Origin of the sequence: Paenibacillus sp. FSL P2-0089, from assembly GCF_038595095.1 — a bacterium.
Lineage (GTDB): Bacteria > Bacillota > Bacilli > Paenibacillales > Paenibacillaceae > Paenibacillus_AQ > Paenibacillus_AQ silagei.
Genome location: NZ_CP152006.1, coordinates 2,652,737 through 2,670,538 on the forward strand (window position 1 = coordinate 2,652,737; position 17,802 = coordinate 2,670,538).

Genomic DNA, 17,802 nt, shown 5'->3' on the forward strand with positions numbered 1-17,802 from the left:
TTAAAATGAATCGTGCATCCTTCTTCTATAAATGTACAATCTGATTTGTTAGGATATTACCAGGCAAAACAATGTAAGCGCATACAAGAGGAGGAATCTCTAGGATGAGTAAAAAGATCAGGAGAAAGGCACTCTCAGTTTCAATGGCTGGTGTGCTGCTGCTATCAGTCATTACCCCTATGCCATTCTCTAACCCGCTTCAAGCTGCTCCGGCTGCTGCCATGCAGGCTGCTATTGCTCCGGCACAGGTAACCGCCGATTGGTACAAGAGCTATCAGACGATGGATGGCGTAGGAGCCGCCTATGCGTATACGGATTCCGTCCATATGCTGCAGCTCGCTTCGGCCGGCCATCAGGATACGGTCCGGCATCTGCTGGATCTGACCTTCAGTGAACAGAAGGGTACAGGTCACGACATTGTCCGGGTGATCATCGGTGACAACGGCGGCCTGACGACTTCCGGGGCTACTGCGGCAAGCCCGGGGTTCAACCCGCTCACCAGTCTCCTGGCCGATGTGAATAATCCCGGCTTTGACATTGAGGGGAATGCCATTCCCATGCGTGGAACAGCAGGACAATACGGCTACAAGATCGAAGCGGAGAACCGCTATTATGACGGCAATACCGACAGCATCTGGCCGGTTGAACCGGAGCATGCTCCTGGAACGCTTGTACCTGTGCAAGACTTTGTATGGGATTATCCCTCCTGGAATCAGCCGATCGGCAATGACGACGGCGGCCCGACCAATCTCCTCAGTAAGCCCGGTGAACAGCCTGTAGTCATCAAGAATTCCCCGCGTACCCGCAAAGAGCTGTTCGATATCGATCAGGTCTGGACCATGCGCCAGGCACAGCAGTATGGCGTCAAGCAATTCTACGCCTGCACCTGGACCGTACCCTACTGGATGAGCCAGTCCAACACCAATTCTCCAAGCAAAATTGTCCGTGGCGACATCGCCACCATTGGCGGAAAACCAGTCAAAATATACTATCAGGCCTATGCAGATTATCTTGTCAATTATATCCGCGGTATGTGGGAGCAGTATGGGATTCCGGTTACCCACATCAATCCCTTCAACGAAGTCGATCTGGCGGGCGGCTCAGCCGCTTACGTTACGGAATTGATTAACGGTTACATCGGACCTGCCTTGAAAAAATCGATGCAGCCTGGCGGCGACCTCTATGATATTAAGAACCCGGAAGGCAAGCTCATTGACTTCATTCCCCAGCTAGCCGCAGTGGACGGCACCAATCTGGGCGCTTCCTTAAGCAGAGGCGGCGAGGTGTTCTCGCAGACGGACCCGGATAATGCGCTCGACAAGAATCCCTATCTCGATGTATTCACTACCCATCTCTACGGTACAGTTGGCATCGGTACGGATGAGAACAAGCTGTACCACACCGGGGATTTCTCCAAGAATCCTCTGGATTATACCAAGGATGGAAGCAAGTATCCCGAATATCTTACTAAGTATAAGCTCTGGCAGGCAGAATTCATGAACCAGGACACCGCTGACGGTTCGGCTGGAGCGTATACGCAGCGCTACGGCAATCAGAATATTAATGATGCCGTGCGCTGGTCAAATCTGATGACCAATATGTTCACCAGCAACCCGGGCTTCACCGGCTTTGTCTGGTGGAGCATGTGGGACAGCAACGGAGCAGACGGCTCTGACCTCATCCGCTTCGTGACGACCAACTCCCAGCAGGAGCCGGGACGGATCAGCACACTGACCGGTGAATACCGGTTGTTCAAGCGCTTTTACAGCTACGGGCATTTCTCCCGGTTCATGAATCCCGGCGATGTGCGCTTTGAGGTTACACGTGTACCGGCGCCTGATCTGAATGTGGTCGGCTTCAAGAATCCGGCTACGGGTGATTTCTCGATGACGGTATCGAGTGCCAACAACGATGACAGCGTTCAGCCGCTGGAATTCAATCTGAAGGACTTCCCGGCAGGAACAGATAGTGTGACGGTGTTCCGCACCTCGGGAAGCGAGAACCAGAAGAAGCTGGGTACGATTCCTGTATCGGGCGGCAAATTCGTCATTAATATTCCGTCGGCCAGCGTTGTGACGGTTGTTCCGTCCAAGGGAACCTTTGCCACTTATCAGGGGCTGGACGGGGAGCGCGATATCTTCTCCACGCTGGAAGCAGAGGGGAATGACAACAGCGTGCCCGGCGACAGTGCAGGCCAAGCAGGCCGTGCCAATGAGGCAGTGACACTGGGTGCAGGCGGTTATCTCGCTTACAACAATGTGAATTTTGCAGACGGCTCGGCGAACGGCGGTGTGGTCCGCAGACACTTGCTGTATCTTACCGCCCAGACGAAGTCGGCGCAGGGAGGCAAGCTTGCTGCTTATGTGCTTCCGGTGGGAACCCCTGCCGGCAGCAGCGCCGATATCCTGTCCCAAGGTACGCGGGTCGCAGAGATTCCGGTACCGGCCAATGACAGCTACGGCAAATTCCAGGACATGGTCGATACAGGCGATCTTAGTGCTTACGGCCATAAGGATCTGTATATCGTGGCCGAACCAAACGGGACTGCGGGTACGATCACCGTTGACCGCTTCCTGTTCGGAGCAGGCGATTCCGACTGGAGTACTGCCGCCAACAATTCTACAGTATCCATTCCGGGCAATCTGCTGCTCAACGGGGATTTTGATACGGCAACCGCTTCCAATACAGACAACTGGTCTGCCGGACGTTACAACAAGGGAACCTTTGAGCCTGCTGCTGCAGGACCAGTGTTAACGGCGGATACCATACAAAGCTATTCGGGTCTGTCACGTTACTTGAAGAACAGCTCGACCTCGAAGGTTGCCGGTTCCGGCAAGCTTGCTGGCCGCATCGACGCTGCGCAGCAGTATGATGGAATGTGGCAGGATGTTACCGGTAAGCTGAACAAGGGAGAGAGCTATAACTTCAAGGGCTACTTCCTCTCGATGATGAGCCGCCCGGACAGCTATGATGTTGCTGCAGAGCATCCGGGTGATGTCGAAGCGGCGCTGGTGTATTACGACGGGAACGGGAATCAGCTCGGAATGACTCCGATCAATGGCCGCGATATGCCTGAACCGTACGCAGCCCGTGAAGCCGGTGATCCTGCATACTGGGCGGGCGGCAAGTTCGTCGGACGCATTCTTGAGGGCGGGCCGCTTAGCTTAAGCTCCTTCCAGCCCGTGGATGTGAAGGTGGCAGACTGGCATGAGACGCCTAATCAGCCATTCACGTATGAGGAACCCGCAGGCACAGCGAAGGTGGTCCTGGCGGTGTATGCGAAGGATGCGAACATCCTGTATGCTGATCAAATGTCGCTTACTCCTGAGGCGGTCGTGTCGCACAACCTCTTTATTGATGGCGTTCAGCCGTCTGATTTTGACGAAGCGAAGCATGAATATAAATATACAGTCACCGGGAACGCCATTCCGAAGGTTACAGCGGTAACCAGCGATCCGGCTGAGCTTGTGAGTATCTCGCAGGCGGACAGTGCGCAGGGCACGGCAGTGGTCCGGTTTATCAAAGGGGAACAAGTTAAGACCTATAAAATCTTCTTCAGTACGAACGAGGTGGTTGATTTCTCGTATGGACTTCCGGCAGGCTGGGAGGTCGTGAATCCGGCTGATCCGCAGAACGTACTTAGCTATAGTGCTGAGGGTGCGGCCATCCAGACCTTGAAGAGCGATACGGACTATCCGGGCAGCCATAATATGCTGCAGATGCCGGGCTCTGCTGAAGGCAACTGGACGCTGACAGCGAAGCTCACCGTTGACAAACCGCTGAATGATCCGTCCATGGGTGAGAATGCCCAGGTTGGACTTGGCATCAGCGCTACTGCAAGCGGAGAATTTTACAGAATCAATGCAAGGAAGGTCAGCAGCAATATCAAAGTCAATAATTCAGGCAAAATTGGCACCCAATCCTTCACCAACAATACGAACCAGACTAACCTGAGCGGTACTAATTATTTCTTGCGGATTGTAAAAGAAGGCAATGTGGTGCAAGGCTATTTCTCCACAAACAGTGGTGCTTCCTGGCTGGCGATGGGGAATCCTTCAACGTATACCCCGGACTTCTTCAAGGATGCCAAGGTGCAGTTGTACGGAACCAATACGAGCGCTGTAACGGACTTCAAAGTCACCTTCTCGGGGGTTACCCTGGTGAAGACCCTGGGAGAGACGGGGGAAATTACTGCAGATCAACAGGCTGTAGAGGAAGCGGCGGCCTTGATTGGCAACCGGATTACCGTTCCTAATGCAGTGGAGGGTGAAGATAACACTAAGCTGATGGCCAAAGCGCAGGCGATTCTGGATGGCAATGAAGCGCTGAAGCAACTGGGAGTGAAGACCGCTATTACTCTCCAGGGAGGCGGATTCACGCTGACTGTAACTAAGGGAAGTGTCAGTGTAAAGGTCAGCCCGTTCACTATTGCAGCGGGGATGAAGGCGGTAAGAGATTTCGAGGATGGGACCGTGCAAGGCTTCCAGCCGAAGGGAAGTGCTGGCGTGAAGCTGGATCTTACCAAGGAAGCTAACCACACCACGGGCGGCGCTTATGCCCTGAAGGTCACAGGCAGAGCGGCTAACCCGGACGGACCTGCGGTCCAGGTCAAGGATGCCGTCACCATCGGCAACGAGTACAAAGCGGCGGTATGGGTTAAGCTGATCAGCCCGGCAAGCGCACAGCTCAAGCTGACGGCACAGGTCAATGCACCTACGCCGTACTATGTCAGTCTGGCTACACAGACGGTCAGTGCAGGCGGAGACTGGGTGAAGCTGGAGGGAACCTACCGTTATCTGCATGATGATGTCACTTTATATGTAGAGAGCCCTAATAGCACTACTGCATCTTACTATATCGATGATTTCAGCTTCACAGACACTGGTCTGGAGAGCATTCTTCCGCTCCAAGAAGTGTATAAGAACGACTTCCTGCTCGGCAATATACCCGGCACTAATGATCTTAATCCGGGCAACGGGCAGAATGCGTTCTTCAATTACCACTTCAATGCCGTGACCTTCGAGAACGAGATGAAGCCGGACGCGCTGCAGAAGACCAAAGGTACCTTTACCTTCAACAAATCAGACGATATGGTTGCCAAATCCCGGGCGATGGGGGCGGAGGTCCATGGGCATGTGCTGGTATGGCATAGCCAGACTCCGGCGTGGTTCACGCAGCAGGTGGATGCCTTAGGCAATGCCGTGAAGGATGGGACGGGGAATCCGGTCTATCTCAGCCGCAGTGAGGCACTGGCAAATATGAAAACCCATATCCGTACGGTCATGGAGCATTACAAGGATTCGGTGATCTCCTGGGATGTGGTCAATGAGGCGATGCAGGATGGTCCTCCGGCCGTAACGGACTGGAAGGATGCGCTGCGTAAGTCACCTTGGTACTATTCTGTCGGCCCTGACTTTGTAGAGCAGGCATTCCTTGCCGCCAGGGAAGTGCTGGATGAGCATCCGTCGTGGAATATCAAGCTGTATTACAATGATTTCAACGATGATTTCCCGGAGAAGCGGGATGCCATCTATGACATGGTCAAAGAGATCAATGACCGTTATGCGCTGGCCCATCCCGGCAAGCTGCTGGTTGACGGCATCGGGCTGCAATCCCACTACGACATGAGAACCAAGCCTGCCAATGTGGAAGCGGCGATTGAGAAATATGCTTCCCTGGGCGTGGAGCTCTCCATCAGCGAGCTGGATGTGCTGGCAGGCATGAATTATTCCCTCTCAGCAGAGTGGGCAGAGAAGCAGGCGAACCTGTATGCCCAATTGTTCCAGATCTACAAGAAGCATGCGGATGTAATCGCGCGTGTCACCCTTTGGGGATATGCAGACAGCGCGAGCTGGAGAGCAGGTCAGAATCCGTTGCCGTTCATCAGCTCGCTGGCACCGAAGCCGGCGTATTATGCCATCCTTGATCCTGAGAAGTATCTGGCCGGGCATCCGCTCTATGTGACTCCAGAGACTAAGAGCTCTACGGCGCTGTATGGTACCCCTGACATTGATGGAAGCATAGACGACCTCTGGGCGAATGCGCCGGAGATCCAGATTGACAATCATCTGATGGCGACATCGGAGACCACAGGAACCGCCCGGACGCTGTGGGATGAAGAGAATCTCTATGTGCTGTTCCAGGTCAAAGATACGCAGTTAAGCAAAGCCAGCACGGATAAGACGAAGCAGGACTCCGTGGAAGCTTATGTGGACGAAGACCGTATCAACGCCTGGCCGTACCGCGAGGATGACGGGCAATACCGGGTCAACTATGCCGGAGAGCAGTCCTTCAAGTTCCTCAGTAATTCGACACCGGCGGTCTCACCGGGATTTGAATCGGCGGCGGTAACCGAAGGGACGGCTTATACGGTGGAGATGAAGATTCCATTCCGCACACTGAGGCCGGAGAACGGGACACAGATCCGGTTCGATGCGCAGGTGAACAATGCAACCGGATCCAATCTGATCGGCGTAGCTACCTGGAATGATCTGCTGGGCCGGGCTGCGAAATCAACAGAGGTGTTCGGCAACCTTACTCTCAGCGGCAAGGGAGACGCAGCTCCGCCTGTGTGGGCTGAGGGAAGCAAGCTTGAAGCCACCGGTATTACGCCTACAGGAGTTACCTTATCGTGGCCGGCTGCAATGGATAATCTGGGTGTTACCGGATACCGCATCTACAATGGGATCGATTCCGAGTCGGTGCTTGTAACCGGTATCGAACCGGTGGAGACCGCAACCGGAGCCGTATATCGTTATGAGGTAGCTGGACTGCTGCCGAACACGTCATATACCTTCAAGGTAGAGGCAGGCGATGCAGCGGGGAACTGGAGTAAGGACGGACCGTACGTTATAGTGACCACCCTTCCAGGTGAAGACATCACGCCGCCGGTCTGGGCGGAAGGAAGCACGCTTGCCGCTTCCGGTATCACGAGTAGCGGACTGACGCTGACCTGGTCGGCTACGGCCACAGATGACAGCGGCATCTACGGGTACCGGATTACGAATGGAACCGGAGATAAGCCGATTACGGTTACAGATGCTGTGTATACGGAGACCGTAACCGGTGCTGTATACAGTCATCAAGTAAGGGGATTACAGCCGGGTAAGCAGTATACGTTCAAAGTAGAAGCGGGAGACACGGGCGGTAATTGGAGCGAGGGCGGGCCTTCTGTGTCAGCAACGACACTGCCTGCTACCGACACCACACCTCCGGTCTGGATGGAGGGAAGCAAGCTTGAAGCTTCACGGATCACAGCATCCGGTCTGACACTAACCTGGACGCGGGCTGCTGACGATACGGGAGTGACCGGCTACAAAGTCAATAGGGGAGCAGAGGAAATCGCTGCGTTGTCTGGAACAGAGCTGCGGTACGAGGTAACCGGGCTTGCCGCGGGAACAGAGTATCATTTCTCGGTGCAGGCCGGGGATGAAGCCGGGAACTGGAGCAAGAATGGTCCTGCCCTCTCTGTAACTACGCTGAAAGACAGCGGCGGTCCGTCTGAGCCGACGCCAACACCAACAACAAGACCAACACCGACACCGATGCCGACGCCAACACCAGTACCGACGTCAGTACCAACATCAACAGCTACGCCAACACCGACACCAACATCGACGCCGGGAGCAACAGGTACACCGGCTGCGTCACAGACACCAGCACCTACGCAGACACCAGCACCTACGCAGACACCAGTGCCAAGCAGCCCGTTCAAAGATGTAGGTGCCAAATACAGCTGGGCTTCGGAGGCGATTGACACACTGTACAGTCTGGGCATCATCCAAGGAACCTCCGCGGTCACCTTCAGCCCGGAGAAGAACATTACGAGAGCGGACTTTGTGCTGCTGGTAGTGAGAGCATTGGGTCTCGAAGCGGAATCCGGTTCCGGCTTTGCAGACGTAAGCCAGGGAGCCTACTATTATGAAGCGCTCAGTATTGCGAAGCAGCTGGGGATTATCAATGGAACAGACGGCAGCAACTTCAATCCGAAGGGCGAAATCTCGCGGCAGGATATGATGGTGATTGCAGCCAGAGCCTTGAAGGTAGTGAACAAATTATCTGCCGGCGGCAGTACCGGAGATTTAAGCGGCTATACGGACAGCAATAAGGTGGCGAAGTATGCTGTAAATAGTGTAGCCGCTCTGGTCAGAGAAGGCATCGTGCGGGGAGACGGCACATCCATTCATCCCGCTGCAGCCACCACCCGGGCGGAAGCCGCCGTCATGATCTTCCGCATACTGAAGAAGTAAAGAAGTAACACCCTGCAGGTAAAGCATAGAATCACATCATATAACCCTCACGGCCGCGAGCGTCCACCCATCGGAAGATGGGCCGGATGCTGGCTGGCCGGAGGGGATTTTTGAGTAATATAAACTTCCACGTACCAAGCGCAATCCCTCGCCATACCTACCCGCCGGACAACCTAGTAGACCATCAGAATTAAACAAGTGATTTCATTCCAACAAAGCGGTAAGGGATGAAGCTGCGTTTATAGCGAAAAAACAGGGATAAGTGTATTCAGTGCAACTAAAAACAGTGAAACGGATGGACATCCTCTTCTAATTGTATTTTGTGCAACTACATTTGCCCGGATGGGCGAAAATCCAGGTATAGGGGCATTTTAATTGCACGAACTACATCTAAACGGAGATTTGGCGGCACATCGGACGATTTAGTTGTACGAATTGCAATTAAGCCTCCAACTTGCCTCCTAATCGGGGTGAAGTAACCCCTCAGCAAGCCATTAGTTAAAGTAATTCTCCCGTGTAATCCTGCCCGGAAAAACGAAGCTACCGGAACCGGAATTGGGACTGGAACTAGTTGGAAAATGAACACTGGTGGATTAAGATACGTTTTTCCAACTGTATACTGCTCGAAGCTGTACGTTGGAGCCGGTTACTTCCTGTATCCGATGAGCCACACCCGCTACCTTGTTCCCTGTCATTACTCAACTATTCAGCCTGCCTAATAAACATCGCGTATCCTGCCTATCTCTGGGTCTTCCACATAGCATCCCGCATCCCACCTATTCTGGGTCTTCCCGCCCAGACCTGCCGCTACGCGTTTACCTTGCTGTTATACCGGAAGTACTAATATTTCCTCTGCATCTTCTTTTTTACAAATAATTAGTTTATCATTGCTTCATTCCAAAGATTAGGAGGATTTACTATGCATGGAGTAATAAAACATATAAGCCGATTGTGTGCGGGGCTTATGCTGCTGGGTGCTGTATCATATGCGGGAGGGGAGCAGGTACTGGCTTCGCCTGTCCAGAGTGGACAGGTGATCGGGACAGGCGAAGCGGCTCTGGCTGCTGTGGACGTCAGTTCTTCCATTACAGTGCTGGGCAGCCCGTTCAAGAAAGCGGCTTATGCGCGTAATGTCTGGGACATGCAGCTTTTTGGCGGCAAAATCTATCTGGGCCACGGCAACAGCAGCAACAATGCGCCTTCGCCCAATGCGGGGCCGGTTCCAATCTATTACTGGGATCTTGCCCAGAATAAATTCTCTGTGCAGGATGTTACGTATACGAACCCGGCGACAGGCAAGGTAACCACCAATGTCTATGTCATGGATGAGCAGATCGATACCTTCAAGGTGCTGAACGGGGAGCTGTATATTCCCGGGCATGACTCCAGGGTACCAGGGTGGGCTTACGGGAATTTTTATCGGCTGAACGGGGATCACTGGGATCAATACATGAACATTCCCGGAGGCATCCATGTGTACGATATGGCCTACTACAAAGGCAAGCTGTACGCAGCACTGGGCGCTAACGAAGGGCCCTTGATTTACGTATCTTCTAACGGAGGCAGCACCTGGACCCGCTTCGGCACGGTCTCCCAATACGGTATTATGCGTGCGTATAATTTGTTCGAGCTGGGTGACACACTGTTCGCTTCCTCGGCCACGGCAGGGAAGACCCAGGGGATTCCAAATGAAAAGGGGTATATGACCTCCATCAAGCAGAGCACAAGCGGGGGAATTCAGACCTCCAAGCTGACGTTTACCAGTACCCAACTGTTCCCGGGTCTCAGCTTCGTGACCAAACCCGGTGAAGTGAATGTTCCCGGTGTCAGCGGCCAGCCTTGGCTGAAGCTCCTGCGTACGACCCCGGTGAACGACCGGCTGCTCTATATTCCGGGTGTGATCTATAACGACCATCAATCTATCCCGCAAGGGCTGTACTCGGCAGCGGCCAACTTCCAGAATGTGCGCAAGGAGCTGTTGCCTGACTCTGCTGTAGTGCCTATGGATATTCTGGAGCGCGGGGAGACGGTGTATGTGCTCGGTTATGTCAAGGAAGCCTCGGGACAATATACGAATTACGTCTACCGCAAAAGCACCTCCAGCTTCGCAGCCGGCAGGGAGGGCTGGAGTGAAGTCTTCCACTTCAGCCGGGACACGTTCGCCCGTTCCTTCGAGGAACAGGGTGGCGATTTCTATTTCGGACTGGGGAGCTATGCCGACGTCCTTCCGGCTTCCACCGGCACGATTCTTAAGCTGAGCGCCGGGTCTTATTAATGGCTACTCCCCAATAATCGCAATATCCGTGTTGATCCATTTGGCTGTGTCTACACTCTTGGCCTGTAGAAGCAGCGTGTTGATGATATCCTCACCCCAGTTTTGCTCGTTCTGTGAGATCACACGGGTAATCTGGCCGTTATCCAGCGCTTGCTGCAAGGCCGGGGTCAGGCCGAGGGCGAGGTTATAACGCTTCAGCCCCTTGGCCTTCCAGACCAGGACAGAGCTGGTGCTGGAGACAAAATCCAGATTAACCAGCGCGCTGAAATGGGGATGATCCGAGATCATCTGCTCCAGCTGCCCGGCAGCCCGCTCCTCACTGCCGTCGTTGTGACGGATCTCCAGTACATCAATGTCCGTATGCTGAGTCAGGTAAGTCTCAAGTCCCAGCAGTCGTTCCCGGGTGCTCTGCATCCGGGACATTCCGGACTCCACCAAAATCATTCCTTTGCCGCTTAGCAGACGTTCCACCGTCTGTCCCATCACTGCGCCGGTTGCCCGGTTATCCGCCCCGATATAGGCTGCTCTCCGGCTGGCAGGCGAATCCGATTCGAAGCAGACCACAGGAATTCCTTGGGCGGCCGCTTTGTTAATCATGGCAGTGAGCGCCTGCGAATCCACCGGAGCAATCGCAATGCCGTCTACCCCCCGCTTAATCATCATCTCCATGATGCGGATCTGCTGCTCCAGATTGGCTTCATCGGGAGCTTGCACCAGCAGCTCTACATTATGCTTCCGCGCTACCGCTTCCGCTTTTCCGGTGATCATCTCGTAAGTGGCATTCACCATAGGGTAGATAATGCCGAAGGTCAGCGGAGGTTCTTCACCTGCACTTAACGGAGAATCTCCCGTTGTCTTCTCAGGAATATCCGCTGCTCCGGCTGCCTTAAGACAGCCGCCAAGCAGGAAGCCTGCCGTCAGCAGCAGGAGAACCACGGACCATCCCCTAAGCCTGTTTACGCTCACGCATGTCCCGCCCCTCTGCGGATCGTGTGCAGCTGCTCCCCGGTATTTCCCTGCCTGCGGAATTCCATGGGCGTCATCCCCGTTACTTTTTTGAACAGATTGGAGAAATAATGCTGATCGTTGTAGCCGACCAGATAGGCGATTTCAAAGGTTTTGTGCCCCGTGGATTTCAGTAGCTCCTTGGCCCGGTCCATACGTGTAGCTGTCAGGAATTCCGTGATGGTCTGCCCGGTCGCCTGACTGAAGGTCTTGCTCAGATGGCTGGGACTGACCCTGACCACCTTGGAGATGTCATTCAGGGAGAGCTGCTCCTTGTCGTATTGCTCACGGATATACTGCTTCACCCGGTCGATCAGCTCACGGTGCTTGTCTGCTCCTTCGGACCGCCATTCCCACAGCCGCTCGTACAGCTGCTTGAGATACTGAAGGCCGTCATCACTACTGGAGATTTGCTTCAGCTCTGTCTGCAATTCTTGGAGTATGCCGGCGTGGCCCGCGGCTGTGCGGAACCCGTTCTTCGCCGTCTGCACCAGCTCCAGGGTGATATCGTTCATCAGGTAACAGGCATATCCTGAGTTCCAGTTCATCTGCTCAAGCTCCTTGGACAGCTCCAGCAGGAAGCCGGACATCTGCCTGTGGTCGCCTGACTTCAGGAACTGGACCAGCCGGCTTCTGTCGAGCAGAACCCCATGGGCGCTAGGGTCATAATACGCCTCAAGCATAGCGGCGGAATGCATTCTGGACATCTGCTTGAACATCCGGTCATTCTCGGCCTCCAGATAGGAGAGGTGAATGCCCTGAAGACGTTCACAGACCTTGCCCCGGCTGACGGACAGCTCCAGCCCGCAGCCCTCCCTCAGCCGCTTCTTCGCAGCCGCGCACAGGTCATCCAGAGTATGGTTCATCCGGAGCGGATCACTGCCTTTATAGATCAGAACCATCTCCATGCGGCTGCGCTTGTAGATGAAGCTGTCGGCCGCCTCCTTGAGCAGGCCCGCTAACAGCGCCTCAGCATCCGGTGAAGCGGGGGGAAGCTCCGGGGACTCCTCCATATTGGGCGGATGCAGAGTAAATATAGCGGCGGCGTAGTAAGGAGCTGTTAACTGCAGCTCAAGCTGGGCCGCCGCTTCATAGGCGGCAGCGGTGCTGATCAGGCCTCCGCACAGATCGGCGAACAGATTCTCGGGGGTGTAGGCATATTTGTGCCTGATCCGTAATTCCTCATCAATCCGGGCGCTGACGCTGCGCAGAAGCTGCAGCAGGTCGGCTGCGCTGAATGGCTTCAGGCAGTAATCCTCGACCCCCAGGCGCAGCGCCTGCTGGGCATACTGGAAGTCATCATGGCCGCTGAGAATAATGATTTTGATCTGCGGGAATTTCTGGCGGACGACAGAGGTAAGCTCCAGGCCGTTCATGAACGGCATTTTGATATCGGTAATCAGAATGTCGGGCAGCTGCGCTTCAATAATAGGCAGCGCCAGCTCACCGTCGGGAGCGTCACCGCAATAGAGGAAGCCCTCCTTCTCCCAATCGATGCATTCCCGGATATTCTCGCGGATCAGGATCTCGTCATCCACCAGCATAATCTTCTTCATCACTAGACCCCCCTGTTCTTGGGTATGCGAACCGTAATCTGTGTGCCATAGCCTTCCGAGCTGTCCAGACGGATACCATATTCGGGCCCGAAATACAGCCGCAGCCGCTGATGCACATTCTGCAGGCCGAAGCCGCCCTGGCCGGTGTCCTCGGGTTCTTCCGACTGAATGGGATGCTCAACCGATTCCCTTAGCGCCTCCAGCCGCCCGGCGGGGATGCCGATGCCATTGTCCGAGACCGTAAGCATAATGGTGCCTCCGTCGGTGTACCCGCCAATGCGGATGAGTCCCATGCCCCGCTTATTCTTAATTCCGTGATACAGGGCGTTCTCAACCAGCGGCTGCAGGGTCATATTCAGAATCGGATACTCCTGCAGTTCCTCCGCCACCTCCACCTTGAACTCCAGGATGTCGTGGTAGCGCATCTGCTGGATGATCAGATAGCTCTGCACATGGGCAAGCTCGGAGCGGATCTGTATCCAGTCGCGCCCGTTGTTGAGACTAAGCCGGAAGAACGCGGATAACGCCTTCACTAGCCGGATCACGCCATCGTGATTCCCCGCTTCCGCCATCCAGACAATAGAATCCAGCGTGTTATATAGAAAATGAGGGTTAATCTGCGCCTGAAGCGTCCGCAGCTCTGCCTTTTGCAGCTGCTGCTGCTTACGGATGCTCTGGGCCAGCAGCTCTTTGATCTGCTCCACCATAATGTTGAAGCTCTGCCCGAGATCGGCGATCTCATCGGTACCGTCCGGCTTGACTTTGGCTTCCAGATAGCCACTTGCGGTCAGGCGCATCTTGTGCTGGAGCAGCTGGATGGGCCGGGTTAGCCGCCGGGTCAACAGATAATGGAGCGTGATCGCAAAAATAATGCTTAAGCCCACGCTGATAATAATCAGCTGCCTGATCCGGTTCGCCTCGGCCACGATCTCCTGCAGCGGGGCTATGCCGATAATCGTCCAGCCTGTTGCAAGCGACGAGGTATGGACGATGAACCGGGGCGGTCCGCCCGTCTGAAGCACGAAGCTGCCGCTTCTGCCCCGTTCCCCCGCAGGAATCAGGTTGTCCTGAATAACGGCAAGTTCTCCCGCCCTCACAGGAGGAACATAGAGGGGATTGTTCTGCTCGTCCAGCAGGTAGAAGAATCCGGTAGTACCGATCGTCACCTTGTCGCAGAACTCTTTAATGAAGGAATCGCTCAGATCCACAATGATATAACCGATGACCTCATGCGTAATCCGCTGCTTGACCGCCGTCATAATCGAGATCACACCCTCGTCCCCGTAGGTGAATCCGTCCACCCGGTCATAGCCGGTGATCAGCGGCGGGGGCACCCGGAGGATCAGCTCCGGATTCTGGGATAACGCCTGAAAATGCGGATTGCGCAGCGGGTTGCTGGCCGACTGGAAGATTCCCCGGCGCTCGCTGATGCCTTTGCCGTACAGATTAATCAGGCTGATGTTGAGCACATTCTCATACTTGTAGGTGTCCCGGTAGAGGGTGAAGGTCTGCAGAATGTCCTTGGCCTCCTGATAGGTCTCCGACTGCGAGAACAGAAAGTGGATGACCTGAGGATTATTGCTAAGCTCCAGCAGACGCTCGGTATCCTTGAACAGGTTGTCCATATTCGTTCCCAGCATTTCGGCCTGAAGCATGCTTGAAGCCTTGCTGTGACTGGAAATGGATTGGTAGGATTTCTGGTAGGAAATGAGGCCGACGGCAATCAGCGGTATGGTGGACAGCACTATGAACAAAGCCAGCAGTTTGGCTCTAAGACTGGAGGAGATCCAGCGTGTAATCCGCATTATCGGGAATTCCCTTTCACAAGTAGAGTAGATGCCGTTCCTAACTCTATTTTATAACAAATATTGGAATACCGAAACAAAAAAGAAAGCGCAAACAAAATATCCACCTTTTGAATAAAAAAGTACACCAAAATACCTATTCGGAGGGAATAAACCCAAAATTAGAAAGTAAACGCCAAAGGCTGCCCGTATAATGCTCTTCTGTAAGCGTTCTATAATGGGCACAACACCGGAACAAGGTGAACGTCAAGGGGGAGGAATAAGGAGATATGAAGAAGCTTGGAAAAGTGGGGGCTGTGCTGGCCCTGACCCTGTCCATGACCCTGTTAGGGGCATGCAGCAGCAATAACGGCGGGAACACGGCGGCGGATACAGGTAAGACAGACAGTGCAGCAACGAAGGCGCCGGCGGCAAATGCCACCAAAGAGGCCAAGGACATCACGCTCGGCTTCTCACAGGTTGGGGCGGAGAGCGGCTGGCGCAGCGCGAATACGAAGTCCATTCAGGATTCAGCCAAGGAAGCAGGCTACACGCTGAAATTCTCGGATGCCCAGCAGAAGCAGGAGAATCAGATCAAGGCACTGCGTTCTTTTATCCAGCAAAAGGTCGATGTCATCTCCTTCTCTCCGGTAGTAGAATCCGGCTGGGATACGGTGCTGAAGGAGGCTAAGGCTGCGGGCATCCCGGTTGTTCTGACAGACCGTGCGGTAGATTCCAAGGATACCTCACTGTATGTTACCTTCCTGGGCTCCGATTTCGTGGAAGAAGGCCGCAAGGCAGGGAAGTGGCTGACTGAGCAGTATAAGGACGCTTCCGAGGACGTTAACATTGTAGAGCTGCAGGGAACTACAGGCTCAGCTCCGGCTAATGACCGGATGGCAGGCTTCGCCGAGACCATCAAGGATAACCCGCACCTCAAGGTCATTGCTTCACAGACCGGCGACTTCACCCGCGCCAAGGGCAAGGAAGTCATGCAGGCCTTCCTGAAGGCCAATAAGGATATCGATGTGCTGTATGCCCATAACGACGATATGGCGCTGGGGGCGATTCAAGCGATAGAAGCAGCAGGCCTGAAGCCGGGCCAGGATATCAAGATCATCTCTGTCGATGCCGTGAAGGACGGCATGCAGGCGGCCAGTGAAGGTAAAATCAACTTCATCGTTGAGTGCAACCCGCTGCTTGGACCTCAGCTGATGCAGGTAGTTAAAGATGTGGTCGACGGCAAGCCGGTAGAGGCCCGGATCGTGACCGAGGAGACCACCTTCACTTCCGAGCAGGCCAAGGAAGCTTTGCCTAGCCGCCAGTATTAATCAGCAATTCGGGTAGAAACCTTGCTCCGGCGGTCCTTGAACCGCCGGAGTGGTTGTCTATGGAGAAGAAGGAGTGGATATAGCCTTGAGCACACAGCAGCCCATATTGCAAATGACCCGGATACATAAACGTTTTCCGGGGGTGAAAGCCCTGACAGATGTGAGTCTGCGCCTGTTCCCCGGCGAGGTTCATGCCTTGATGGGCGAGAACGGCGCCGGCAAGTCCACCTTGATCAAGGTGTTGACCGGCGTCTATTCGATTGATGAAGGACTTGTGGAGATGGAGGGCACAGCGATCTCCATGCGCAGCCCGCAGGAGTCGCAGGCTGCGGGCATCAGCACCGTGTATCAGGAGGTGAATCTGTGCCCCAACCTGACCGTGGCCGAGAATATCTTCATCGGCCGGGAGCCGCGGCGGTTCGGCTGCATCCAGTGGAAGCAGATGAACCTGCGGGCAGCGGAGCTGCTCCGGGAACGGATGAATCTGCACATTGACGTCACCCTGCCTCTACAGAGCTACTCTGTAGCGGTTCAGCAATTGGTTGCCATTGCCAGAGCGCTGAATATCTCGGCGAAGGTGCTGATTCTCGATGAGCCGACCTCAAGCCTGGATCAGAACGAAGTGGATCAGCTGTTCCGCATTATGAGGAAGCTTCAGCAGGAGGGGCTGTCGATCCTGTTTGTGACGCATTTTCTGGACCAGATGTATGAAATCTCCGACCGGGTCACTATTCTGCGCGGCGGCGAGCTGGTCGGAGAATACATGGCGAACGAGCTAAGCCGCCTGGATCTCGTACTCAAAATGATCGGCAAGGAGCTTCATCTGCTGGATGAGCTGCCTGAGCTTGCGGCACAGGACAAGAACAGCCTGGGCGATGAGCTGCTGAGGGCGGAAGGGCTGGGCCGCCGGGGCGGAATCGAGCCGTTCGACTTGAATATCCGTAAGGGAGAGGTCGTCGGACTGGCCGGGCTGCTGGGTTCCGGGCGGACGGAGGCGGCCCGGCTGTTGTTCGGTGCCGACAAGCCGGACTTCGGGCAAGTGATCCTGCCGTCAACTGGCGGCGGGGTGCACTCCCCCCGGGAAGCCATAGGACGGCGGATCGCCTTCTGCTCGGAGAACCGCAAGACCGAGGGGATCATCGGCGATCTGACAGTAAGAGAGAACATTATTCTGGCGCTCCAGGCCAAGGACGGGATGTTCAAGACGATCCCGCGCAAGCGGCAGGAGGAGCTGGCCGGAGAATACATCCGTATGCTGAATATCAACCCTCCCAGCCCGGACCAGCTGATCAAGAACCTCAGCGGCGGCAATCAGCAGAAGGTGCTGCTGGCCCGATGGCTGCTGACGGAGCCGGAGCTGTTCATCCTCGATGAGCCGACGCGGGGCATCGACATCGGAGCCAAGGCAGAGATTCAGAAGCTGGTGCTGACGCTCTCCCGGCAGGGGATGTCGTTCCTGTTCATCTCCTCGGAGCTGGAGGAGGTGCTGCGGGTCAGCGACCGGATCGCCATTCTGCGCGACCGCCGCAAGGTGAAGGAAATTTCAGAGAAGGACATGAGCCAGCAGCAGATTATGCAGGCGATTGCGGGAGGCTGAACCGA

At 54.9% G+C, this 17,802-nt stretch carries 7 protein-coding genes; 4 read left to right on the forward strand and 3 right to left on the reverse strand.

The annotated features are described in order from the left end of the window. Positions 1–104: 104 nt before the first annotated feature. Together NST69_RS10650 and NST69_RS10655 are read left to right on the forward strand one after the other, a co-directional pair. Positions 105–8,249, forward strand: coding sequence for an endo-1,4-beta-xylanase (locus NST69_RS10650; protein ID WP_342549224.1), 8,145 nt, complete (start codon positions 105–107; stop codon positions 8,247–8,249). A 919-nt stretch (positions 8,250–9,168) separates the two neighbouring features. Next, positions 9,169–10,524 carry a hypothetical protein gene (locus tag NST69_RS10655; RefSeq protein ID WP_342549225.1) on the forward strand — a complete coding sequence of 452 codons (1,356 nt, stop codon included), beginning with the start codon at positions 9,169–9,171 and terminating at the stop codon, positions 10,522–10,524. A 3-nt stretch (positions 10,525–10,527) separates the two neighbouring features. On the opposite strand, the gene NST69_RS10660 is transcribed toward NST69_RS10655, so the two are convergent. The 3 genes from NST69_RS10660 to NST69_RS10670 are packed head-to-tail and all read right to left on the reverse strand — an operon-like array spanning position 10,528 to position 14,890. Further along, a complete protein-coding gene (locus NST69_RS10660) occupies positions 10,528–11,490 on the reverse strand; it encodes a substrate-binding domain-containing protein (protein WP_339313727.1) in 963 nt (320 codons plus the stop codon). After that, positions 11,487–13,085, reverse strand: a complete 1,599-nt coding sequence (locus NST69_RS10665) for a response regulator (RefSeq protein ID WP_342549226.1) — start codon at positions 13,083–13,085, stop codon at positions 11,487–11,489. Before NST69_RS10665 ends, NST69_RS10660 begins: the two co-directional genes overlap by 4 nt. Positions 13,086–13,087: 2 nt before the next feature. Then, complete coding sequence (locus tag NST69_RS10670; RefSeq protein ID WP_209875733.1) at positions 13,088–14,890, reverse strand: sensor histidine kinase; 1,803 nt, start codon at positions 14,888–14,890, stop codon at positions 13,088–13,090. Between the two features lie 269 nt (positions 14,891–15,159). Here NST69_RS10670 and NST69_RS10675 point away from each other — a divergent pair, with 269 nt between their 5' ends. Both NST69_RS10675 and NST69_RS10680 read left to right on the forward strand, forming a co-directional pair. Next, positions 15,160–16,200: an ABC transporter substrate-binding protein gene (locus NST69_RS10675; RefSeq protein ID WP_342549228.1), complete on the forward strand. Its 1,041-nt coding sequence runs from the start codon at positions 15,160–15,162 to the stop codon at positions 16,198–16,200. Positions 16,201–16,273: 73 nt separating this feature from the next. Next, a complete protein-coding gene (locus NST69_RS10680) occupies positions 16,274–17,797 on the forward strand; it encodes a sugar ABC transporter ATP-binding protein (protein ID WP_342549229.1) in 1,524 nt (507 codons plus the stop codon). Positions 17,798–17,802: the final 5 nt, after the last annotated feature.

Coding starts and splice junctions, on each gene's coding strand:
- NST69_RS10665 (WP_342549226.1), bottom strand. CDS start 13,085: ATGAAGAAGATTATGCTGGTGGATGACGAGATCCTGATCCGCGAGAAT.
- NST69_RS10670 (WP_209875733.1), bottom strand. CDS start 14,890: ATGCGGATTACACGCTGGATCTCCTCCAGTCTTAGAGCCAAACTGCTG.
- NST69_RS10650 (WP_342549224.1), top strand. CDS start 105: ATGAGTAAAAAGATCAGGAGAAAGGCACTCTCAGTTTCAATGGCTGGT.
- NST69_RS10655 (WP_342549225.1), top strand. CDS start 9,169: ATGCATGGAGTAATAAAACATATAAGCCGATTGTGTGCGGGGCTTATG.
- NST69_RS10675 (WP_342549228.1), top strand. CDS start 15,160: ATGAAGAAGCTTGGAAAAGTGGGGGCTGTGCTGGCCCTGACCCTGTCC.